Genomic DNA, 20,331 nt, shown 5'->3' with positions numbered 1-20,331 from the left:
GTCTCGGCCGGTTCCGGATTCGTCCGGGCCGGCCGATTCGTTTTGGCGCCCCCGCCGGTCTGTAGGGAGACGGAGGGAGCGCCATGACCATGACGACGGACTGCGGTGCACTGCTGGAGCGTTCGCTCGCCTACGCGCTGGGGAGCGTCGCCGCGGTGCCGCCCGGGAGCCTGGAGCGGGCCACGCCGTGCGCCGAGTGGGCACTCGGGGAGCTGCTCGGGCATCTCGACGACTCACTGGACGCGCTGTACGAAGGGCTGACGGGCGGCCGGATCGGGCTGTCGCCCGCGGCGCCGGCGGCCGGTGATCTCGCGTGCGCGTTCCGCACGCGCGCGTGTGCCGTGCTGGGCGCCTGGGCGGCCGGGCCGGGGGAGCGGGTGCTGGTGGGCGAAGTGCCGCTGGACGTGCGGGTGATGGCCGCGGTGGGCGCCGTCGAGATCACCGTGCACGGGTGGGACGTGGCGCGGTCCTGCGGGCTGCCCCGGCCCGTGCCGGGTGCGCTGGCGGCCGAACTGCTGCCCCTGGCGCGGTGCGTGGTCGCGGCCGAGGACCGCGGTGTCCGGTTCGCCGCGCCGGTCGCCGTGCCCCCGCACGCGGAGCCCGGCGACCGGCTGCTGGCCTTTCTGGGGCGCGGCCGCTGATCAGCCGCCGCTGTCCGATCCCGCCCGGTCCGCGCCGTCGAGCAGGCGCCGCATCAGCTCGGCGGCCCGGACGGACGCGGTGCCGCAGCAGTTGTTGAACAGGACGTGGAGCCGGTCGACGCGGGCGGCGAGGTCGCGTAACCGCGGGAGCCACTCGGTGAGTTCGTCCTCGTCGTAGTCGTGCCGGAAGCGGTCCTCCTTGCTGCCCGAACCCCACGCGGGACTGCGCCCGTGGAACCGGACGACGGACAGCCGCGGCGAGGTCACCGGGGTGACCGGCGGAACGGACGACGGCAGCGTCCGGTTCATGTCGACGGCCACCGCCGTCATGCCGTAGCGGGCGAGCAGGGCGCAGGTCGCCTCCGCCCACTCCTCGCGCCACCATCCGGGGTGCCGGAACTCCACGGCGAGCGGCCACCCGGCGGTCCGCTCGGCGCACTCCTCCAGGAACTGCCCCGCCCGCCGGCCGGGCCGGAACCACGGCGGCAGCTGGAACAGCACGCTGCCCAGCCGCCCGGCCTCCCGCAGCGGCTCGATCCCCTCGGTGAAGCGTGCCCACACCTCGTCGAGCACCTTCGCGTCGTGCGGTCTCGCGGGAATCCCGTCCGGCATGGCCGATTCACGGGCCGGGTGCCCGGTGAGCAGTGAGAAGGCCTTCACGTCGAAGACGAAGCCGTCCGGGGTCCGTTCGGCCCACAGCCGGCTGTTGCGGGCGCTCGGCAGTCCGTAGTACGTCGAGTCGACCTCGACGACCGGGAACCGCTCGGCGTAGTACCGCAGCCGCCCCTCCGGGTCCCTGCGCCCCGTCGGATACCAGCCGCTGCCCACCAGCGCGCGGTCCGTCCACGAACAAGTGCCCACCAGGATCTCGCCCATGACGTGCCGGTTACCCCGGGAGGGCTTGTGAAAGCCCCGCCCCCGTGTTTATAGTCGAAGTGACTATTAAGGGGGTGGGGGCATGGAGTACGACAAGTACGCCTACGAACCCTTCGCCGTCACCGTCGACCTCGCCGTTCTGACCATCCGCGACGGCGCCCTGCACGTCCTGCTCGTCGAGCGCGGACAGGACCCGTTCGCCGGCCACTGGGCGCTGCCCGGAGGCTTCGTCGAGCCGGACGAGTCCGCCGAGACGGCCGCCGGGCGCGAACTCGCCGAGGAGACCGGCCTGCAGGACGTCACCGGACTGCACCTGGAGCAGCTGCGGACCTACAGCGAGCCCGACCGCGATCCCCGTATGCGGGTCGTGTCCGTCGCCTTCACGGCGCTGCTGCCGAACGCGCCGGAGCCGCACGGGGGCAGCGACGCGGCGGACGCGCGGTGGGTGGAATGTGACATGGCACTGCCGCTCGCCTTCGACCACGACCGCATCCTCGCCGACGCCCGCGACCGCGTCGGCGCCAAACTCGAGTACACCTGCCTCGCCACCGCCTTCTGCCCGCCCGAGTTCACCCTGGGCGAGCTGCGGCAGGTCTACGAGACGGTCTGGGGCACCGAACTCGACCGGGCCAACTTCCGCCGCAAGGTGCTCGCCACACCGGGCTTCGTCGAGCCCGTCCCGGGCGCCGCGCGCCTGACCGGAGGGCGCGGCAAACCCGCCGCCCTCTACCGCGGGGGACCGGCCACCAGCCTCTCTCCGCCCCTCCTCCGACCGTCCCGGGAAGGACGCCCCGCATGACCGCAACCATCGTCGACAAGCGCGCCGCCACCGGGGCGTTGACCGGGCTCGCCCTCGGCGACGCGCTCGGCTTTCCCACCGAGTTCAACGACGTCCCGGCGATCCTCGCCAAGTGCGGGCCGTGGCGGTCGATGCCGCTGCCGACGCCCGCGATCGTCACCGACGACACGCAGATGACGCTGGCGCTCGGGCGGGCCCTGCGGACGGCCATGGACCGCGGAGTGCTCGCGCCGAAGCTGCTGGAGCGGCCGCTGCGCGAGGAGTTCGTTAACTGGTACCAGTCGCCGGAGAACAACCGGGCACCCGGCAACACCTGTCTGCGGGCCTGCAACCTGCTCAAGGACGAGAACCGCGCCTGGCAGGACGCCAGCCAGATCGGCTCCAAGGGCTGCGGCGCCAACATGCGGGTCGCGCCGATCGGACTGGTGCCCAACCTGAGCGACGAACAGCGCGCGGGCGCGGCTCAGTTGCAGTCCGCGCTCACCCACGGGCATCCGACGGCGCTCGCCGCCTCCGACCTCACCGCCCGTGCCGTACGCCTGCTCGCCCAGGGCGCCGAGCCCACCGGACTCGTCGGACTGCTGCGGTCGTACGCGCTGGAGAACCGCGGCCGCTACCACCAGCGCTGGCTCGGCGACCTGTGGCGGCGCGGGCAGGACGCGAGCCCCGAGGAGTTCATCGCCCGCGGCTGGGACGAGTGCCTGGAAGCCCTCGGCCGCCTCCAGGACGCCGTGCGCACCGTCTCGCCGGAGACCGACCCGTGCCTGGCCACCGGCGCCGGCTGGATCGCCGAAGAGGCCCTCGCCACCGGCCTGTTGTGCTTCCTGCTGTTCGTCGACGAGCCGGTGACGGCGATACGGCGGGCCGCCTGCACCTCCGGCGACTCGGACTCCATCGCCTGCCTCACGGGCGCCTTCGCCGGCGCGTACCTGGGCGCCGGCGCCTGGCCGACGGAGTGGGCGGACCGCATCGAGTACCGGGGCGACCTGATGACCCTCGGCGCCCTCTGGGACGCTTGAGCGGTGATCGACACCCTGGACATCGACCTGACGCCGGTGGTGGCCGAGCAGCCCGACCCCGTGCTGTTCGCCACCGTCTCCGGCGCGCACCTGTACGGCTTCCCCTCCCGTGACTCGGACGTGGACCTGCGCGGTGTGCACCTGCTGCCCACGGCGGCGCTGGTGGGGCTGCGGGAGCCGGCGGAGACCCGGTCCAGGATGTGGGACCGGGACGGTGTCGAGATGGACCTCGTCACCCACGACCTGCGCAAGTTCGTCCGGCTGATGCTCCGGCGCAACGGCTATGTGCTGGAGCAGCTGCTGTCGCCGCTGGTCGTCCACACCGGCGACGCGCACCGGGAGCTGGCCGCGCTCGCGCCGGGCGTGCTCACCGGCCATCACGCCCACCACTACCGGGGATTCGCCACCACGCAGTGGCGGCTGTTCGAGAAGACCGGCGAACTCAAGCCGCTGCTCTACACGTTCCGGGTGCTGCTGACCGGCGTGCACCTGATGCGCAGCGGCGAGGTGCAGGCCCATCTGCCCACCCTGCTCGGCGAGGTGGACGCCCCCGCCTACCTGCCGGAGCTGATCGAGGCGAAGGCGCAGCGGGAGCACGGGGACGCCGACGTCGACCACGCGCGCGTACGGGCCGATGTGGAGCGGCTGCACGCCGTGCTGGACGAGGCGCAGCGGGCCACGTCGCTACCCGACGCCCCGACCGCGTACGACGCCCTGCACGACTTCGTCGTACGGATCCGGCTGGAGGGCTGAGGCACGGCGGACGCGGACGAGGAAGTCCTCCACCCGCCGCCGGTCCGGCTCCTCCGGCAGCGGGCTGCGCAGGGCCGCCGCGTCCGCCTCGTCCGCCAGGCGGCCCATCCAGGACTCCACCTCGGCCCAGGGGACCTCGCCGCGCTTGACGGCCAGCAGGGGCTCACGCAGGTCGCCGACGTCGATGGTCAGGGTGCCCGTGCGCAGCAGGTCGCGGGAGCTCGTCAGCAGGCGCAGCAGGTGCATGGCGTGCTTCCAGCGCGGGGCGCCGTGGGCGCGGACGTCCGCCTCCAGCTTCTTGCGCTGGCCCAGCGCGTAGCGGGCGAACGTCTCGTGGGTGCGGCGGGAGAGGAACGCCCCGCGCAGGGCGAGGAGTTCGCGGCCGGTGTCGTCGGCGTACTCGACGAGCGGGGAGTGCAGGCACTCCAGGATGTTCGGGTTGGCGCGCAGGGCGAGTTCGCAGAAGCGCTCCAGTTCCCAGCTGAACTGCTCCTCCGCGGGCCCCTCGACGTGCGTCGGCGGTTTCTCGAAGCGCCAGAACAGGGGAGTGGGGGCGAGGAACACGCCCCGGCGGTCGGTGTCGCTTCCGTCCGTCGCCAGACCGAAGGCGCGCGAACCCATCACGCAGGCGTAGATCGTGTGGTCGCGTACCAGGGTCTCGGGGTGCATGGACGGGAGCGTACGCGGCACCTCACGCCAGCCGGATCGAATTTCCCTTCACCTCGATCTGCTCGGCGGGCAGCGGCTTTGGCGCGGGACCGCCGGCCACCGAGCCGTCGGCGATGCGGTACTTGCTGCCGTGGCAGGGGCAGTTGATCGTGCCGTCCGCCACCGCGCTGACCGTGCAGCCGAGATGGGTGCAGATCGCCGAGAAGGCCTTGAACTCGTCCTTCTTCGGCTGGGTGACCACGACCTTCTGCTGGTCGAAGATCTTCCCGCCGCCGACCGGGATGTCGGAGGTCTTCGCCAGCTCCTGGCCGGCGGAGGCCTTCGCCGACGACGACCCGGAGCCGCTGCCGTCGCCGTACTTGCTGCAGCCCGCGGCGAGCGCCGCCGCGCCCGTCGCGAGGATCACCGTGCGCCGAGTCGAGCGGTGGGTCATGTCGTCACTCCGAACGTGCGGAAGAACCAGAAGGCGGACGTCAGCCAGATGAGGGTGAGGGCGGTGAAGACCAGGCCGCCGACGAGCGGCAGGAGCGGGGCGGGCAGCCGCTCCGAGCGGAGCAGCAGCATCTTGGCACTGAAGGCACCGAAGAAGAAGCAACCCAGGAGGGAGTGCCACATCACGCGTGTCGAGTACGTCTGGTAGCCCAGCGCGTAGAGGCAGTGCACGGCGACCGGGACGGCCACCAGGAACGCGATCCGCCCCGACCAGCGGTGCAGCGTCGCCGACCAGCGCGGTCCGGGCAGCTTCCCGTACACCATGAAGGCGCTGACCAGCTGGACGAGCGCGAAGAAGAACGCCGTCGAGGCCAGCCAGGACTTCACCGCGCCCGTGCTGCTGAACCCGGCCAGGTTGAAGGCGATGCCGCTCGGGTCGTGGGTCCTGCCGTACACCCCGAGGGCGACCGCCACCGCGGCCGCGACCAGGGCCGGGACGAGGTAGCGGGCCGGGCCCGGGGCGCGGCGGGCCGGCTCCGGCGGCGGGAAGCTCTGGGTGGCGGCGTTCGGGTCGACGGTCATGTCGGCTCCCATGGCAGGAGAGGCGGGCGGAGGATCAGGGCGTTACGGGACGGGCCGTGAGCTGCTGTCCGTCGACCGTCACCGCACCGGTGAGCGGATCGATGGCGGGGGCGGCCGAGGGCTTTCCGTCGCGGGTGACCAGACCGACCTGCCGGCCGCTCGGCAGGACGATCCAGCCGCCGACGATCCTGGCGCCGGCCACCTGGCTGTTCGCCCGGTAGAGCCCGGACGGCTTCTTCGCCCTGGCGAGGGTGAAGGTGTAGTGCCCGCCGCCGACGTCGGCCGTGCCGGTCAGCTTCCCGGCGCCCTTGAGGGTGCCGTTCAGCCGGGCGCCGTTCGCGCCGGTCAGCCGCATGCCGCCGGCACCTCCTACCTCGCCCTTGAGCCACGACTCGATGTTGTGGCCGTCGCAGAAGTACGCGATCGCCTTGCCGCCGCGCAGCGAGACGGCGACGGCGGAGGAGTCGTCGTCGGTACGACCGGTGTAGACGCCGGCCGGCGCGGCGGACCGCTTCGGGGACGGCGACGGCCCGGCCGTCGTGGGAGCCGCGGACGGTGACGGCTTCCGGGGCGACGACTTCTCGTACGTGGACGAGGCGCTCTTCGTGCCGGTCGTCGAGTCGAGCGTGAGGATGAAAGCGGCGAGCAGCACTCCCGCGAGCAAGGTCAGCAGTGGTCCAGGACGCTTCATGACGGGCCTCCCCCGAGGCGAGTTTCCTGTCATCAGAGCGGACCGGCGGGTGCGGCGTAAAGAGGCGCACGGGGTGTTCACGCCCGAAGTGGCAGAACAGAGACAATCGGGTGACATCGCCGTGGATCGCCGGGCCGTCTCAGCGGGCGGGCGGCGAGGGCCACCACGGCGGGGGCTGACTAGGCTGGACGGTCGTAGAGCCGATACGTGAGCAAGGAGCAGCGCCGTGGCGGTACGAGCGGTCCGGGGAGCCGTCCAACTGGAACGGGACGAGGCCGGACACATGGACGAGCAGGTCGGCGCCCTGCTCACGGCCCTCCTGGAACGGAACGGCCTGACCGCCGAGGACCTGATCAGCATCTGGTTCACGGCCACGCCCGACCTGCACAGCGACTTCCCCGCGGCCGCGGCCCGCAAGCTCGGCATCGGCCTCGGCGACGTACCGCTGCTGTGCGCCCAGGAACTCGACATCCAGGGCGCCCTGCCCCGGGTCGTCCGCATACTCGCGCACATCGAGACCGACAAGCCCCGCGCCGAGATCAACCACGTCTACCTCGGCGCCGCGGCCGCCCTGCGCAAGGACATCGCCCAGTGAGAACCGCACTCGTCATCGGCACCGGCCTCATCGGCACCTCCGCCGCGCTCGCCCTGTCCCAGCGGGGCGTCGTCGTCCACCTCGCCGACCACGACCCCGAGCAGGCCCGCACCGCCGCCGCGCTCGGCGCCGGCACCGACGAGGCGCCCGACGGGCCGGTCGACCTCGCGATCGTCGCCGCCCCTCCCGCGCACGTGGCGACGGTGCTGGCCGACGCCATGCGCCGGGGCGTGGCCCGCGGTTACATCGACGTGGCCAGCGTCAAGGGCGGCCCGCGCAGGGAGCTGGAGGCGCTGGGCCTGGACCTGGCGTCCTACATCGGCACGCACCCCATGTCCGGCCGTGAGAAGTCCGGCCCGCTCGCCGCCACCGGCGACCTCTTCGAGGGCCGCCCCTGGGTGCTCACGCCCACCCGGGACACCGACACCGAGGTGCTCAACCTCGCCCTGGAACTGGTCTCGCACTGCCGCGCCGTGCCGGTGGTCATGGACGCCGACGCCCACGACCGTGCCGTGGCGCTCGTCTCCCACATGCCCCACCTGGTCTCCAGCATGGTCGCCGCGCGCCTGCAGAACGCCGAGGAGGCCGCCGTACGGCTGTGCGGGCAGGGAATCCGGGACGTGACCCGGATCGCCGCCTCCGAGCCCGGCATGTGGATCGACATCCTCTCCGCCAACCCCGGGCCGGTCGCCGACCTCCTCTCGGACGTCGCCGCGGACCTCGACGAGACCGTGCGGGCGCTGCGTGCCCTGCAGTCCTCCGACGAGGACAAGCGGCAGGAGGGCACGTCCGGCATCGAGGACATCCTGCGGCGCGGGAACGCCGGGCAGGTCCGGGTCCCGGGCAAGCACGGCTCGGCCCCGCGCGCGTACGAGGTCGTGGCGGTCCTCATCGACGACCAGCCGGGCCAGCTGGCCCGCATCTTCGCCGACGCCGGACGGGCCGGCGTCAACATCGAGGACGTACGCATCGAGCACGCCACCGGGCAGCAGGCCGGTCTGGTGCAGCTGATGGTCGAGCCGCAGGCGGCGCCCGTGCTGACGGCGGCGCTGCGGGAGCGGGGCTGGGCCATCCGGCAGTGATCTTCCCGATCATCCGCCTGTAAGAGGGGACCCGGGAGGCCGGTAACCTTGTGCGGGGCGCGCTCGCGCCCGAACACCACCCGCCACACGCACCAGGAAGGTGTCCCCCTGTGGAAAACGGCGCCGCCAAGCCCGTGATCGTCGCCATCGACGGTCCCTCCGGCACGGGCAAGTCGAGCACGTCGAAGGCCGTCGCCGCACAGCTCGGCCTGAGCTACCTGGACACCGGCGCCCAGTACCGGGCGATCACCTGGTGGATGGTCACCAACGGGATCGACATCGACGACCCCTCCGCGATCGCCGCCGTGGCGGGCAAGCCCGAGATCGTCTCCGGCACCGACCCGGCCCACCCCACGATCACGGTCGACGGCACCGACGTGGCCGCCCCGATCCGCACCCAGGAGATCACCTCCCAGGTCAGCGCGGTCAGCGCGGTGCCCGAGGTGCGCGCCCGGATCACCGAGCTGCAGCGCTCGGTGGCCGCCGCCGCCGAGTACGGCATCGTCGTCGAGGGCCGGGACATCGGTACGACCGTGCTGCCGGACGCCGACCTGAAGATCTTCCTCACCGCATCCCCGGAGGCCCGCGCGGCCCGCCGCAGCGGCGAGCTCAAGGGCGCCGACGTGCACGCCACCCGCGAGGCCCTGATCAAGCGGGACGCGGCCGACTCCTCCCGCAAGACCTCGCCGCTCGCCAAGGCGGACGACGCGGTCGAGGTCGACACCACCGAGCTCACCCTCCAGCAGGTCATCGAGTGCGTCGTGACCCTCGTCGAGGAGAAGCGGGCCGGAAAGTGACCGCCGTCCCCGTCGCCTCCGAGCGCGGCGCCGAGGTCGGGCGCCGGATCGGCGTCGGCCTGATGTACGGGCTGTGGAGGCCGCGCGTGCTGGGCGCCTGGAGGGTGCCCGCCAGCGGCCCGGCGATCCTCGCCGTGAACCACTCGCACAACATCGACGGCCCGATGGTCATGGGCGTGGCGCCCCGGCCGACGCACTTCCTGATCAAGAAGGAGGCGTTCATCGGGCCGCTGGACCCCTTCCTGACCGGGATCGGCCAGCTGAAGGTCGACCGCTCGGTCGCCGACCGCGGGGCGATCACGCAGGCGCTGGACGTGCTGTCGGCCGGCGGGGTCCTCGGCATCTTCCCCGAGGGCACCCGCGGCGAGGGCGACTTCGCCTCCCTGCGCGCCGGGCTCGCCTACTTCGCCGTCCGCAGCGGCGCCCCGGTGGTGCCGGTCGCGGTGCTGGGAAGTTCCGGGCGCGGCGGACGGTTGATAAAGGGGCTGCCTCCGCTGCGCAGCCGTATCGACGTCGTCTTCGGCGACCCCTTCGAGGCGGGCGACGGCTCCGGACGACGCACCCGCAAGGCGCTCGACGAGGCGACCGAACGCATCCAGAAGCAGCTCACCGCCCACCTGGAAAACGCCAGGCGCCTGACCGGGCGCTAGCGCCTGTCCGGCGGAGCAGGCCGGCCGCAAGGTACGGTGCTTCTGGGCCGAGCCGAGCGGCGTGTCAGGCCCCGCGACGCCGGCCTGATCCGCCGGGTAGGCGGTGGACGACACTTAGTAGTGGATCAAACCGGGCACAACCGGGCGGTCCACCGATCACCACGATGAACGAGGTACGGACTTCATGAACGACCACATCCACTCCGAGGGCTCTGCCGAAGAGCACGACCACGGAGAGCTTGGCGACGCCGAGTACGCGGAGTTCATGGAGCTCGCCGCGGAAGAGGGCTTCGACCTCGAGGATGTCGAGGGGGCCATCGAGGCGGCCGGTCACGGCCCGCTGCCGGTGCTCGCCGTCGTCGGCCGACCGAACGTCGGCAAGTCGACTCTGGTCAACCGCATCATCGGCCGCCGCGAGGCCGTCGTCGAGGACAAGCCGGGCGTCACCCGCGACCGCGTCACCTACGAGGCCGAGTGGGCGGGCCGCCGCTTCAAGGTCGTCGACACCGGCGGCTGGGAACAGGACGTCCTCGGCATCGACGCCTCCGTGGCCGCCCAGGCCGAGTACGCCATCGAGGCGGCGGACGCCGTCGTCTTCGTCGTCGACGCCAAGGTCGGCGCCACCGACACCGACGAGGCGGTCGTACGGCTGCTGCGCAAGGCCGGCAAGCCCGTGGTGCTGTGCGCCAACAAGGTGGACGGGCCCAGCGGCGAGGCGGACGCCGCGTACCTGTGGTCCCTCGGCCTCGGCGAGCCGCACCCCGTCTCGGCCCTGCACGGCCGCGGCACGGGCGACATGCTGGACGCCGTCCTCGAGGCCCTGCCGGAGGCGCCCGAGCAGACCTTCGGCGGCACGGGGATCGGCGGACCGCGGCGCATCGCGCTCATCGGCCGCCCGAACGTCGGCAAGTCCTCCCTGCTGAACAAGGTGGCGGGCGAGGAGCGCGTCGTCGTCAACGAAATCGCGGGCACCACCCGCGACCCGGTCGACGAGCTCATCGAACTCGGCGGCGTCACCTGGAAGTTCGTCGACACGGCGGGCATCCGCAAGCGCGTCCACCTGCAGCAGGGCGCCGACTACTACGCCTCGCTGCGCACCGCGGCCGCCGTCGAGAAGGCCGAGGTGGCGGTCATCCTGATCGATGCCTCCGAGTCCATCTCGGTGCAGGACCAGCGGATCGTGACCATGGCCGTCGAGGCGGGCCGCGCGATGGTCATCGCCTACAACAAGTGGGACACCCTCGACGAGGAGCGCCGCTACTACCTGGAGCGGGAGATCGAGACCGAGTTCGGCCAGGTCGCATGGGCGCCGCGGGTGAACGTCTCGGCGCGCACCGGGCGGCACATGGAGAAGCTGGTCCCGGCGATCGAGACCGCCCTGGCGGGCTGGGAGACCCGGGTCCCGACGGGCCGGCTCAACGCCTTCCTCGGCGAGCTGGTCGCCGCCCACCCGCACCCGATCCGCGGCGGCAAGCAGCCCCGCATCCTCTTCGGCACCCAGGCCGGCACCAAGCCCCCGCGGTTCGTGCTCTTCGCCTCCGGCTTCATCGAGGCGGGCTACCGGCGCTTCATCGAGCGCCGGCTGCGCGAGGAGTTCGGCTTCGAGGGAACGCCGATCCATATCTCGGTGCGCGTGCGCGAGAAGCGCGGCAACAAGAAGAAATAGCGCCGACCGGCAAGCGGAAAGGGCGGCCCCGACCGGGGCCGCCCTTTCCGTGTTCCTCAGCTTCTTCTCAGCGGGCCCGGTGGCAGGGCCGCCGGCACATGGTGCATCCCCGTGCCCTGCTGGCCGATGTGCCCGACCCGCTGCCACTGCGACTGCTGCCGGGCACTGTGGGCCCCCGCGCTGTACGCGCCGTACGAGCTGCTGAACGACCCCGGGCGGTGCGCGGTGTACCCCCCGGAGCTGTGCGGGATGTTCCCGAAGGCGGTGAAGCCCAGCTCCTCCTCGCCGCTGCGGTCACCCGGCAGTGTGCGGAAGGACTTGACGTACTCCGCGTAGAGCGCGTCGTAGATCGGCGTGGCCGAGGGGCCGCCCGGGAAGTCCGGAGCCGACCACCGCGTGGGCGGGAGCGGCTGGTGGGACGAGCGGCGAGGAACGTCGTAGGTGTGCACGTATGTCCAAACGACCTCAGGCCACTTGGGATGCGGTCTCCCCGGGCGGGCGCGCTCAGGTGCCCGCGAGCGGCATGGCCGCGGCGACCAGCTTCCCGTTCGCCGCCGCCTTGTCCAGCGCGTCCCGGAGCAGGTCCTCGCGGGGCTGCCGCCCGATCGACCCCACCGGCGCGGCGAACATCAGCACCTGCTGGTGCTTGTTCGCGGCGGCCCGCCAGCTCTCCGTGACCTGCAGCGGCTGGTGCGCCTGCCACCAGGCCACCGGCTGACCGCCGTTGGCGTTCGGCTGCAGTACGGCGTGCAGCTGGCCCACGGCGAGCAGCACCGACCAGCCGTGCAGCACGGGGGGCACCTCGGTGATCTGCGTCAGCGGCATGAACCCCTGCTCGATCAGCAGCGGCAGGAAGTCGTCCCCGAGCCCGGTCGCGCCCGGACGGACGATGGGCCCCGTCGGCTCGACCACCAGCGCCGGGTGCAACTCCCCGGCGATCAGCACGAGTCCGCTGGTCACGCCGAGGACGGCCTGCTCGGGTGCGACCTTGTCGGGGTCCAGGTCGACCGTGTCGCCGGAGATGGACCTCACGGCGCCCTGGAGCTGCTCCTCGGTGACCTGGACGACCTGCGAGGGCAGGCAGGTGGCGTGGGCGAAGGCAAGGACCGCGGTCTCGTCGCCGATGAACAGGACGGTGCTGGTGCGCTCCTGTTCGGAGTCGCCCGGGGTGCGGCAGGACGTGCAGTCGTAACTGCCGGGGGCGTTCTCGCCGGCGAGCAGCCGGTCGGCCTCTTCGTCGCCGATCTCGGCGCGTACCTCGTCGCTGACATCGAGCATGCGCGGCACGGGTGGCTCCCCTCGGGAAGTTGTGAACCGGGCGGGTCCCGGGCTCATGAAGAAGACAACGGGCGATCTGTGGCGAGAGTCACGCTCCAGGGCGAAGGGAATCAATCCGTCCGACGCGCATGGTCACCACTCGTGCGGAATTGGTCACTCATGGTCAAATGCTCGGAAGTACAAGAGAGTTGGTTGCGTGAAGTGAGTCACAGATCAAAGGAGTCGCTGGTCGACAAATCCTGAAATCAGCGAATGAAGTGGGTGACCGGAATTCGCCGATACCCGCGGTAACAGTTAACTGGCCTGGAATGACGAGGAGTTGGTTGCTGACGCCTCGACAGGCTCTTTAGATTCCTCGGCCGTGTGCAACGAGCACCGCTCGGGAACGTCCGCCGATCGCACCGGCCGGCCAAGCAAGGCCGGTACGAACACGGTGGACGGGGCGGAGCGTGGCGACCGGCCCAAGTGCCGCGAGCGCGCCCCGTCCTGGGGGACCCCGGGTGTCGGGAGAGGGAATTACATGTCCGAGTGTGCCGATACCAACCGCCACAACGGTCGCAAGACGCGTACGACGGTGGCCCTCGCCGGGGCCGCCCTGCTCGCCGCCCCGCTGGGACTGCTGGCCGCGTCCGGCAACGCTGCCGCGGCCGACGGCGGAGTCTGGGACCGCATCGCCCAGTGCGAGAGCGGCGGCAACTGGCACATCAACACCGGCAACGGCTACTACGGCGGGCTCCAGTTCTCCGCCGGCACCTGGCGCGCGTACGGCGGCTCGGCCTACGCCCCGACCGCCGACAAGGCCTCCAGGGAAGCGCAGATCGCCGTGGCCACCAAGGTCCAGCACGCGCAGGGCTGGGGCGCCTGGCCGGTCTGTTCGGGACGGGCCGGCGCGTCCGGAAGCGCCCCGGCCTCCTCCGCCTCGGCGACGACGAAGTCCGCCGAGACCACCAAGTCCACCAAGGCGGCCCCGTCGAAGAAGGCGCCGACGCGTTCTTCGGGGCACACCAACCGCAGCGCCTCCCGCGGCGACTACACCGTCCGTGAGGGCGACACCCTGAGCAAGATCGCCGCCCGGCACGGGACCACCTGGCAGCGCCTGTACGCCGCCAACAAGGCCGTCATCGGCGGTGATCCCGACGTGATCCTGCCCGGGCAGCGGCTCGTCGTCTGAGACGCTCCCGGCCACGCCCTGGGGCCCCGCCCGGTCGTCCGACCGGGCGGGGCCCCGCGTCATCCGGGGAGGTCCCGCAGCCCCCGCGACGGCCCGCGCGGTGTCCGTCGCCCCAGCTCGCCGGCCTGACCGCCGAACACCACCGAACCGCGCCGCAGTTCGTAAACGAAGACGGCGTCACGACCCTCCAGCGTCGGCGGCAGCCGCTGCTCGGCGACGACCACGCACGCGTCGAGTGCGCCCAGCAGCTCGTACGTGCGGGCGGCGACCTGCGGTGACATGCCCTGCGCGGGTTCGTCGACGAGCACCACACGCGCGCGTGCCAGCAGGGCCCTGGAGAGGGCGAGCATGCGCTGCTCGCCGCCGGAGAGGGTGCCGGCGCGGCGCGGCAGCAGATTCTCCAGCGGGGGATAGGCCTCCAGGGCGAAGGCGAAGTCCCGCGCCGCCAGTTCGAGGTTCTCGCGCACGGTGAGGGAGCCGAACACCGCCTGCCGCTCGGGCACCAGGCACAGGCCGCGCCGGGCCCGTTCGTACGCCGGCATCCGGGTCACGTCGGTGCCGTCCCACACCACCGTCCCGCCGGACAGCGGCACGGCTCCGGCCAGCGCGCGCAGGGCGGTCGTACGGCCGGAACCGTTGCGGCCCAGCAGGACGGTGAGGCCGGGGCCGGGGGCGGCGAGGGTGACGCCGTGCAGGGCCTCCAAGGGGCCGTAGCGCACGCGCGCGTGGCGCAGCGAGATGCCGGCGCTCACGGTCCGACCTCGTCCAGGACGCGGTCGGGCGGGCCGGAGGCGACGATGCGGCCCGAGGTCATGACGTGCACGACGTCGGCGAGGTCGGCGACCAGGTCCAGGTCGTGCTCGACGACCAGCAGGGCGGTGCCGTCGGCGGCCAAGGCCTTCAGGACGCGGGCCATCGCGGCGACCTCGGCGCTGTCGAGACCGGCGGCGGGTTCGTCGAGGAGCAGGACGCGCGGGCTGCCGGCGAGGGCCCGCGCCAGTTCGACCCGGCGAAGGGTGCCGGTCGGCAGGCCTGCGGCGGGGAGCGTGCTGAGCGGGCCGTCGAGGTCGAACAGGCGCAGGGCGCGCTCCACGGCGCCGGGGTCGGCGACCCGTCCCTGCTCGGCGCCCACCCGGACGTTCTCGGCCACGGTCAGGGACGGGAAGACGGCCAGTTGCTGGAAGGTACGGGCGATCCCGAGGCGGGTGCGGGTGTGGGCCGGCAGACGCGTGATGTCCCGGCCCGCGAGAAGAACCTGCCCGCGCGCGGGGCGCAGGGTGCCGGCCAGACAGTCGAACAGGGTGCTCTTACCGGCGCCGTTGGGCCCGATGACGGCGGCGACCTGCCCCCGGTGAACGTCGAGCCCGACACCGTCGAGAGCGGTGAACCCCCCGTACCGGGCCTGAAGCCCACGAACCGCGAGAACAACGGGAGCCGACCGCCGAAGCACCGCGAGGCTCCCGCCCACCCCGCCTCCATCGACGGAGCCGGCGTTCGGCGGCCCCTGCGAGGACGCGGCCCGAGCGCCGTCGGGGGCCGCGCGCCGTCGGCCGGGGGCCGTGGGTTTCTCGCCGGGCGGGACGGCGGGCTTCTCCGCGGCTGGGGCTGCAAGTTGCTCGCCGGGCTGCGGTGCGAGGCCCTCCGCGCCCGGGACCACCGTAAGGTGCTCGCTGGGCGGGGTGGGAATGTGCTCGCCGGGCGGGGCTGCAGGCTTCTCTGCGGCTGGCTCCGCGCGGTGCTCGGCGTGCTGCGTTGCGAGGCTTTCCGCGGCCTGGGCCGCTGGGGGTTCGCCGGGTGGGGTGGCAGGGGGCTTGCCGGGCGGGGCTGCAGGTTTCTCTGGGGCCTGGGCCGCAAAGTCGCCTGCGGCTGGGGCCGCCAGGTGTTTGCCGGAAGGGGCGGCAAGTTCCTCGCTGGGCAGGGCCGCAGGTTTCTCTCCGGTCGGGGCCGCGAACTCATCTGCGGCTGGGGCCGCAAGTTGCTCGCTAGGTCGGGCTGCGAGGCGCTCGCCGGGCCGAGCCGCGAGGTTCTTCGCGGCTGGGGCCGCATCAGCGCCCGCGGCCGGGGCTGCATCAGCCCCTGCGACGGACGCCGCAGCATCTCCCGCGACCGGGGCCGCAGCGTCCCCTGCAACCGGTGCCGCGTCAGCCCTCGCGACCCGGGCCGCAGCATCCCCCGCAACCGCCGCCGCATCAACCCCCGCAACCGACGCCGCAGCGTCCCCCTCGGCCGGTGCCGTACGCCCGCCCGCCGTGGCCCCCTGCCCCGTGCCGGGCCCGGGTGTCGTCGGCGTCGGGCCCATCGGCATCACGCGACGGGCCGTCGGCGTCAGTGCTGGTCGTAGCCTCGTCCGTACCGCTGCCCCCGTCTGGGTCAGTTGCGTCGCGTGACGCGGACGTAGGCGCCGGGTGGCTGTTCGCCAGGCCTCGTAGGGGCCTCCGGGGAAGCGGCCGATCAGTACGGCCAGGACGCCGATCAGGGCTGCCGCGACGCCGCCCCGGGCGCCTGCGTCCAGGCCCACCAGCAGGGCTGCCGCGGCCAGGGCGCCCAGGGTGCTGTCCGCGCCGAGGACGACCACCGCGGCGAACCACAGCAGGCCGCGTACGGGGTCGTAGGCGCCGGGGTCGAACGCGCGCAGGCCCATGCCGAGCATGCCGCCGCCGAGCGCGGCCAGCGCGGCGCCCGCGACGAAGGCCTGGAGCTTCAGGGACGGGACCGGCACGCCCGCCGCCGACGCCCCGGCCTCGTGGTCGCGCATGGCGGCCAGGGCACGGCCCGTGCGGCCGCCGCGCAGCGCCCGGGTCGCCAGCAACGCGGCGAACAGCAGGACGAGTTCGAGGACGTAGTAGGCGCGGTCGCCGTCGAAGCCCGCCGGGCGGCCCAGGCCCAGGTCCGAGGTGGCGTACGGCTGGGCGAAGACGAAGCGGCTCACCCCGACGCCCACCGCGAAGGTCGCCAGCGCCAGGGCGAGCCCCCTGCGGCTGATCGCCGGCCAGCCGGTCAGCAGGCCCAGGGGAGCGACCAGGACGACCGAGACGGCGAGTGCGGCCAGTTCCGGCAGGCGGGGCAGGCCGGGGAAGCGGCCCGCCGCCAGCAGGGCGGTGAACAGGGCGCCCAGGCCCGCGTACGCCGCCTGGCCGAGGGAGATCTGGCCGCCCCGGCCGGTGACCACCACCAGGGACAGCAGGACCACGCCCAGCGCCGGCACCTGCACCGACGTGTGCAGGTCCGAGCCCGCGAAGCCCAGCGGCAGCAGGAACAGGACGACCGCCACGATCCACGCGCCCGGCGGCGTCGGCACGCGCGCGGTGGCCGTGCGCGGCAGGGCGTCGCGCGTGCCCACGCGCGGCAGCGCCAGGGCCGCGACCAGCAGCGCCACCACGAACAGGTTCGCGCCCGCGGTCTGCAGCAACGGCCCGCCCCAGCCCGCGGGATGCAGCCGCGTCAGCTGACTCTGCGCGACCCCGGCGCCCAGCGCGACCAGCACCGCGACCGGCAGACTGCGCATGCGTGCCGCGACCGCCACCGCCACGACCTCCATGACCAGCAGCGGCAGACCGTACGGGTCGAGCCGGACGTAAGGCGCGAGCAGCACGCCGGTCAGGCCCGCCGTGAAGGCCCCGAACGCCCACCCGGCCGCCGCCACCCGGTCCGCGTCGATCCCGCCCAGCACCGCCAGCCGCCGGTCGTCCACGACGGCCCGCAGCTCCCGCCCGAACCGCGTCCAGCGGATCACCGCGCCGACCCCCGCGGCCAGGACCAGCACGACCGCCAGCTGCCCCCACGGGTCGGCCGACACCAGCTCCGGGGCGTCGTCCCGCGCCCCCTGCCCCCACAGCAGCGCCGCCCCGCCGACCAGCAGCACGAACACCCCGATGGACGCGACGAGGGTCTGCGCCGGGTCGCCGCCCAGGACGGCGAGCGGACGGAAGACGAAGCGCTCCAGCGCCACACCGATCGCGGGGGCCAGGAAGACGAGTGTCAGCGCCGCCGCCGGCCACAGCGGCCAGCCCCACTCGACCACGCACTGCCGCAGCACGTAGGCGCACACCATGGCGATCGCCCCGTGCGCGAAGTTGAGCACACCGGTCGCCCGGTACGTCACGATCAGGCCGATCCCGGTGAGCGCGGCGGCGCTGCCGACCGACAGTCCGGCCAGCGTCAGGTCGTACGTGAGCGAGGACATCAGTCTGTTTCTTCGGACGGCTCACAGATGGGACACGGGCCCAGCTCGCCGCCCGCCAGGACCTTGGCGTCCACCGGGACCGCCTCCGCCTTCCCGGCGACCAGCGGGCAGTCGGCGCGGTGCCACAGCGTGCCGCCCGGCACCATCAGCAGCTCCCCGCTGACCGCGAGCGGCGCGGTGACCGCCTGCCCGGACCCGCCCTCCTCGACGGGCTCGGTGACGAGGAGGCCGTAGAGCTCCTCCACGCGCGCGGCGGCGAGGGCGCCCCGCCCGTGGGCGAGCAGCACCGCCCCGGCGACGATCAGCGCGGCGCCGGGGATCGTGCAGGAGGCCAGGTAGGGGAGTTGCCGTTCGGCGTACCGCTCGCCGGAGACGCCGTACCAGCCGATGACGCACAGCACCGCGCCCGCCGCCAGCGCGGCCCAGCCGGCCCACAGGACGGGGTGCACGGTCCGCAGTCGCGCTGTCCGCATCTTTGGCTCCTCGTCCGTTCACACACGTCGTGTGTCTGTCCATGTCAGCCAATGGCTTGCACTATGCCTTCTGGAAGCTGACCCTGAAAGCACCGGGCGCACCTTGCCCGGATGGACACCCGGTGGTGAGCCAGATGGTTCTCGGGAGCGACCTCAGGCGGGGGAACGCGGCGAGAGGGCACGGCCCACGGGCGGCGGGACGGGGTACGGCGGCGCTCGCCGCCCTCGTTCTCATCTTCGCCCCGGTCCTCGCGGCGTGCAGCGACAAGAGCGGCGGAGGCAGCTCCAGCCCGCCCCCCACGCCGTCCGTGCAGAGGACGACGAGCGCGCCGGCCACCGCGCCGGCCGACCCCGCCGCGGCCAAGCAGCGGATCAGCGCCAACTGGCAGAAGTTCTTCGACCCCAAGACCTCCCTGGCCGAGAAGCAGAAGGTCCTGGAGAACGGCACCAGGATGGCCCCGGTGCTGAAGGCCTTCAGCGGTGACAAGCGCGGTGGCCAGGTGCAGGCCAAGGTGCAGAAGATCGAGTTCACGTCGCCCAGCGGGGCGACGGTGACGTACGCGCTGACCCTGAACGGCGCCACCGCCCTGCCGAACGCCTCCGGTACGGCCGTCCTGCAGGGCGGCACCTGGAAGGTGTCCGTCAACACGCTGTGCGCGCTGGTCAAGCTGAGCGGCGATGCGTCCGGCTCGCCGGCGCCGGGCTGCTGAGCGCGCGGCCGCCGCGGCGCTCCTGCTCGTCGTCGCCACCGCCTGCGGCAGCCGGCTGCCCGAGAGCGACTTCGAACACGGTTCCCGCACCCCCGCCCCCCGCGGCGGCGCGCCGATCCCCGTCGGCATGGTCACCAGCGCCACCAGCCCCGTCGGCGGCGACACCTTCACGGGGCCGGGCCAGGGAGCCAAGGCGTATTTCGACCGCCTCAACGCGCGCGGCGGCATCGACGGCCGCCGCGTCGAGGTGCACGAGTGCGACGACGGCGGCAGCGGTGTCGGCGACAACACGTGCGTGCACAGACTGATCGACGAGGACAAGGTGGTCGCCCTCGTCGCCACCACCGCCCTGGACTACGCGGGCGCCCCCCGCGTCTCCCACGCGCGCGTGCCCGACATCGGCGGCCAGCCCATCGGCGCCGCCTACGACACCTGGCCGCACCTGTACGGCATCTACGGCAGCTCGGCGCCCCGCAACGGCACCCCCGGCTGGGACGGGAAGCTGTACGGCGGCACGGAGGTCTACCGCTACTTCGAGCGCGTCAAGGGCGCCCGTACGGCCGCGGTCGTCTCCTACAACCAGGCCGCCTCCGCCGCCTACGCACGGCTCGTGCAACGCGGCCTGCGGGCCGAGGGCTACAAGGTGGTCACCGAACAGGTCGACTTCGCGCTGCCCAACTTCCGCGCCGCCGCGGCCGATCTGAAGGAGCAGGGCGCCGACCTGGTCTTCGACGCCATCGACGGCCACGGCAACGCCCAGCTGTGCAGGGCGATGGACGAGGTCGGCGCGAAGGTCGTCGCCAAGGTGACCAACGTGCAGAACTGGACGTCCACCGTCCCCGAGGACTACAAGGACTCCCCGCGCTGCCGCAACGCCCTGTGGGCGACCGGCTCCAGCCGCGACTACGACGACACCCGCAACGCGGCGGTACGGGAGTTCCGGGACGCCACCAAAGCCCTGAAGACGCACTCCCAGTGGCAGTTGGAGGGCTGGGCGGCGGCCATGTGGTTCACCGACGCCGCCAGGTCCTGTGCCCGCTCGGGCATCACGCGTGCGTGCGTCGACGCCTTCGTGGACCGCAGCCGGGACTACACCGCCGACGGCCTCCTCCTCCCCGTCTCCTTCGAGCCCCTGCCGAAGCCGTCTAAGACGCGCAGAACCTGCCTGTCGGTGGCGCGCTGGCAGGACGGCAGGGGATGGGTGGCCCAAGGAGACATGAACAGCACGTGTTTCGAGGTGCCGCAACTGCCCTACGAACCCTGA

The 20,331-nt window shown here is 73.0% G+C and carries 22 protein-coding genes; 12 read left to right on the top strand and 10 right to left on the bottom strand.

The features are described 5' to 3' along the window. Positions 1-83: 83 nt before the first annotated feature. A complete protein-coding gene (locus ACIGDI_RS23870) occupies positions 84-641 on the top strand; it encodes a TIGR03086 family metal-binding protein (protein WP_399899954.1) in 558 nt (185 codons plus the stop codon). Here ACIGDI_RS23870 and ACIGDI_RS23865 read toward each other — a convergent pair whose 3' ends face one another. After that, positions 642-1,517 (bottom strand): DUF72 domain-containing protein, encoded by an 876-nt coding sequence (locus tag ACIGDI_RS23865; protein WP_399899951.1) that lies wholly within the window; start codon positions 1,515-1,517, stop codon positions 642-644. A gap of 82 nt (positions 1,518-1,599) precedes the next feature. Here ACIGDI_RS23865 and ACIGDI_RS23860 point away from each other — a divergent pair, with 82 nt between their 5' ends. From ACIGDI_RS23860 to ACIGDI_RS23850, 3 genes are read left to right on the top strand one after another with little or no spacing between them, the layout of a single operon-like run. Further along, positions 1,600-2,316 carry an NUDIX hydrolase gene (locus ACIGDI_RS23860; protein ID WP_399899948.1) on the top strand — a complete coding sequence of 239 codons (717 nt, stop codon included), beginning with the start codon at positions 1,600-1,602 and terminating at the stop codon, positions 2,314-2,316. Continuing rightward, positions 2,313-3,335 (top strand): ADP-ribosylglycohydrolase family protein, encoded by a 1,023-nt coding sequence (locus ACIGDI_RS23855; protein ID WP_399899945.1) that lies wholly within the window; start codon positions 2,313-2,315, stop codon positions 3,333-3,335. Before ACIGDI_RS23860 ends, ACIGDI_RS23855 begins: the two co-directional genes overlap by 4 nt. A gap of 3 nt (positions 3,336-3,338) precedes the next feature. Continuing rightward, complete coding sequence (locus ACIGDI_RS23850; RefSeq protein ID WP_399899942.1) at positions 3,339-4,088, top strand: DNA polymerase beta superfamily protein; 750 nt, start codon at positions 3,339-3,341, stop codon at positions 4,086-4,088. Here the strand turns inward: ACIGDI_RS23850 and ACIGDI_RS23845 are convergent. From ACIGDI_RS23845 to ACIGDI_RS23830, 4 genes are read right to left on the bottom strand one after another with little or no spacing between them, the layout of a single operon-like run. Further along, complete coding sequence (locus ACIGDI_RS23845) at positions 4,020-4,757, bottom strand: DNA polymerase beta superfamily protein (RefSeq protein ID WP_399899939.1); 738 nt, start codon at positions 4,755-4,757, stop codon at positions 4,020-4,022. The two genes, ACIGDI_RS23850 and ACIGDI_RS23845, sit on opposite strands and share 69 nt — an antisense overlap. 22 nt (positions 4,758-4,779) lie before the next feature. Next, on the bottom strand, positions 4,780-5,190 hold the full coding sequence (locus ACIGDI_RS23840; protein WP_399899936.1) for a Rieske (2Fe-2S) protein: 411 nt from the start codon (positions 5,188-5,190) through the stop codon (positions 4,780-4,782). Next, positions 5,187-5,771, bottom strand: coding sequence for a DUF6529 family protein (locus ACIGDI_RS23835; RefSeq protein WP_200702031.1), 585 nt, complete (start codon positions 5,769-5,771; stop codon positions 5,187-5,189). Before ACIGDI_RS23835 ends, ACIGDI_RS23840 begins: the two co-directional genes overlap by 4 nt. Before the next feature lie 34 nt (positions 5,772-5,805). Further along, positions 5,806-6,462: a hypothetical protein gene (locus tag ACIGDI_RS23830; RefSeq protein WP_399899933.1), complete on the bottom strand. Its 657-nt coding sequence runs from the start codon at positions 6,460-6,462 to the stop codon at positions 5,806-5,808. Positions 6,463-6,688: 226 nt separating this feature from the next. On the opposite strand from ACIGDI_RS23830, the gene aroH reads away from it, so the two are divergent. From aroH to der, 5 genes are all read left to right on the top strand, one after another. Then, a complete protein-coding gene (aroH, locus tag ACIGDI_RS23825; RefSeq protein ID WP_399899930.1) occupies positions 6,689-7,057 on the top strand; it encodes a chorismate mutase in 369 nt (122 codons plus the stop codon). Then, the gene (locus tag ACIGDI_RS23820) at positions 7,054-8,139 is read left to right on the top strand and encodes a prephenate dehydrogenase (protein ID WP_399899927.1); all 1,086 of its coding nucleotides are present in this window, start codon (positions 7,054-7,056) and stop codon (positions 8,137-8,139) included. The genes aroH and ACIGDI_RS23820 overlap by 4 nt, the downstream gene beginning before the upstream one ends. A gap of 110 nt (positions 8,140-8,249) precedes the next feature. Further along, complete coding sequence (gene cmk / locus ACIGDI_RS23815; RefSeq protein ID WP_200702027.1) at positions 8,250-8,936, top strand: (d)CMP kinase; 687 nt, start codon at positions 8,250-8,252, stop codon at positions 8,934-8,936. Next, on the top strand, positions 8,933-9,586 hold the full coding sequence (locus ACIGDI_RS23810; RefSeq protein ID WP_399899923.1) for a lysophospholipid acyltransferase family protein: 654 nt from the start codon (positions 8,933-8,935) through the stop codon (positions 9,584-9,586). The genes cmk and ACIGDI_RS23810 overlap by 4 nt, the downstream gene beginning before the upstream one ends. Before the next feature lie 184 nt (positions 9,587-9,770). Next, positions 9,771-11,252, top strand: a complete 1,482-nt coding sequence (gene der / locus ACIGDI_RS23805; protein WP_200702025.1) for a ribosome biogenesis GTPase Der — start codon at positions 9,771-9,773, stop codon at positions 11,250-11,252. A gap of 56 nt (positions 11,253-11,308) precedes the next feature. On the opposite strand, the gene ACIGDI_RS23800 is transcribed toward der, so the two are convergent. Both ACIGDI_RS23800 and ACIGDI_RS23795 read right to left on the bottom strand, forming a co-directional pair. After that, the gene (locus ACIGDI_RS23800) at positions 11,309-11,701 is read right to left on the bottom strand and encodes a hypothetical protein (RefSeq protein ID WP_399899920.1); all 393 of its coding nucleotides are present in this window, start codon (positions 11,699-11,701) and stop codon (positions 11,309-11,311) included. Between the two features lie 55 nt (positions 11,702-11,756). Beyond that, positions 11,757-12,539 carry a hypothetical protein gene (locus ACIGDI_RS23795; protein WP_200702023.1) on the bottom strand — a complete coding sequence of 261 codons (783 nt, stop codon included), beginning with the start codon at positions 12,537-12,539 and terminating at the stop codon, positions 11,757-11,759. 511 nt (positions 12,540-13,050) lie between these two features. On the opposite strand from ACIGDI_RS23795, the gene ACIGDI_RS23790 reads away from it, so the two are divergent. Next, positions 13,051-13,701, top strand: coding sequence for a transglycosylase family protein (locus ACIGDI_RS23790; RefSeq protein WP_399899917.1), 651 nt, complete (start codon positions 13,051-13,053; stop codon positions 13,699-13,701). Positions 13,702-13,760: 59 nt separating this feature from the next. Here ACIGDI_RS23790 and ACIGDI_RS23785 read toward each other — a convergent pair whose 3' ends face one another. Genes ACIGDI_RS23785 through ACIGDI_RS23775 form a run of 3 tightly spaced genes read right to left on the bottom strand, consistent with a single transcriptional unit; the run spans position 13,761 to position 18,357 of the window. Beyond that, the gene (locus tag ACIGDI_RS23785; protein WP_399899914.1) at positions 13,761-14,453 is read right to left on the bottom strand and encodes an ATP-binding cassette domain-containing protein; all 693 of its coding nucleotides are present in this window, start codon (positions 14,451-14,453) and stop codon (positions 13,761-13,763) included. Then, the gene (locus ACIGDI_RS23780; protein WP_399899911.1) at positions 14,450-17,884 is read right to left on the bottom strand and encodes a branched-chain amino acid ABC transporter permease/ATP-binding protein; all 3,435 of its coding nucleotides are present in this window, start codon (positions 17,882-17,884) and stop codon (positions 14,450-14,452) included. The genes ACIGDI_RS23785 and ACIGDI_RS23780 overlap by 4 nt, the downstream gene beginning before the upstream one ends. Then, positions 17,884-18,357 carry a hypothetical protein gene (locus ACIGDI_RS23775; protein WP_200699757.1) on the bottom strand — a complete coding sequence of 158 codons (474 nt, stop codon included), beginning with the start codon at positions 18,355-18,357 and terminating at the stop codon, positions 17,884-17,886. Before ACIGDI_RS23775 ends, ACIGDI_RS23780 begins: the two co-directional genes overlap by 1 nt. A 134-nt stretch (positions 18,358-18,491) precedes the next feature. Between ACIGDI_RS23775 and ACIGDI_RS23770 the strand changes: the two genes are divergently transcribed. Together ACIGDI_RS23770 and ACIGDI_RS23765 are read left to right on the top strand one after the other, a co-directional pair. After that, positions 18,492-19,067: a hypothetical protein gene (locus ACIGDI_RS23770; RefSeq protein WP_390628097.1), complete on the top strand. Its 576-nt coding sequence runs from the start codon at positions 18,492-18,494 to the stop codon at positions 19,065-19,067. After that, positions 19,036-20,331, top strand: a complete 1,296-nt coding sequence (locus tag ACIGDI_RS23765; protein WP_399899907.1) for an ABC transporter substrate-binding protein — start codon at positions 19,036-19,038, stop codon at positions 20,329-20,331. The genes ACIGDI_RS23770 and ACIGDI_RS23765 overlap by 32 nt, the downstream gene beginning before the upstream one ends.

Source organism: Streptomyces sp. NPDC085900 (assembly GCF_044540925.1).
Taxonomy (GTDB): domain Bacteria; phylum Actinomycetota; class Actinomycetes; order Streptomycetales; family Streptomycetaceae; genus Streptomyces; species Streptomyces gilvifuscus.
Note: the sequence above shows the minus strand (reverse complement) of the source record. Positions and strands in the feature narration are given on the sequence as shown.

Bases quoted from the DNA above. Each gene is read 5' to 3' on its own strand.
- ACIGDI_RS23870 (WP_399899954.1), top strand. From the start codon at position 84: ATGACCATGACGACGGACTGCGGTGCACTGCTGGAGCGTTCGCTCGCC.
- ACIGDI_RS23865 (WP_399899951.1), bottom strand. From the start codon at position 1,517: ATGGGCGAGATCCTGGTGGGCACTTGTTCGTGGACGGACCGCGCGCTG.
- ACIGDI_RS23860 (WP_399899948.1), top strand. From the start codon at position 1,600: ATGGAGTACGACAAGTACGCCTACGAACCCTTCGCCGTCACCGTCGAC.
- ACIGDI_RS23855 (WP_399899945.1), top strand. From the start codon at position 2,313: ATGACCGCAACCATCGTCGACAAGCGCGCCGCCACCGGGGCGTTGACC.
- ACIGDI_RS23845 (WP_399899939.1), bottom strand. From the start codon at position 4,757: ATGCACCCCGAGACCCTGGTACGCGACCACACGATCTACGCCTGCGTG.
- ACIGDI_RS23840 (WP_399899936.1), bottom strand. From the start codon at position 5,190: ATGACCCACCGCTCGACTCGGCGCACGGTGATCCTCGCGACGGGCGCG.
- ACIGDI_RS23835 (WP_200702031.1), bottom strand. From the start codon at position 5,771: ATGACCGTCGACCCGAACGCCGCCACCCAGAGCTTCCCGCCGCCGGAG.
- ACIGDI_RS23830 (WP_399899933.1), bottom strand. From the start codon at position 6,462: ATGAAGCGTCCTGGACCACTGCTGACCTTGCTCGCGGGAGTGCTGCTC.
- der (WP_200702025.1), top strand. From the start codon at position 9,771: ATGAACGACCACATCCACTCCGAGGGCTCTGCCGAAGAGCACGACCAC.
- ACIGDI_RS23790 (WP_399899917.1), top strand. From the start codon at position 13,051: ATGTCCGAGTGTGCCGATACCAACCGCCACAACGGTCGCAAGACGCGT.
- ACIGDI_RS23780 (WP_399899911.1), bottom strand. From the start codon at position 17,884: ATGTCCTCGCTCACGTACGACCTGACGCTGGCCGGACTGTCGGTCGGC.
- ACIGDI_RS23775 (WP_200699757.1), bottom strand. From the start codon at position 18,357: ATGCGGACAGCGCGACTGCGGACCGTGCACCCCGTCCTGTGGGCCGGC.
- ACIGDI_RS23770 (WP_390628097.1), top strand. From the start codon at position 18,492: ATGGTTCTCGGGAGCGACCTCAGGCGGGGGAACGCGGCGAGAGGGCAC.
- ACIGDI_RS23765 (WP_399899907.1), top strand. From the start codon at position 19,036: ATGCGTCCGGCTCGCCGGCGCCGGGCTGCTGAGCGCGCGGCCGCCGCG.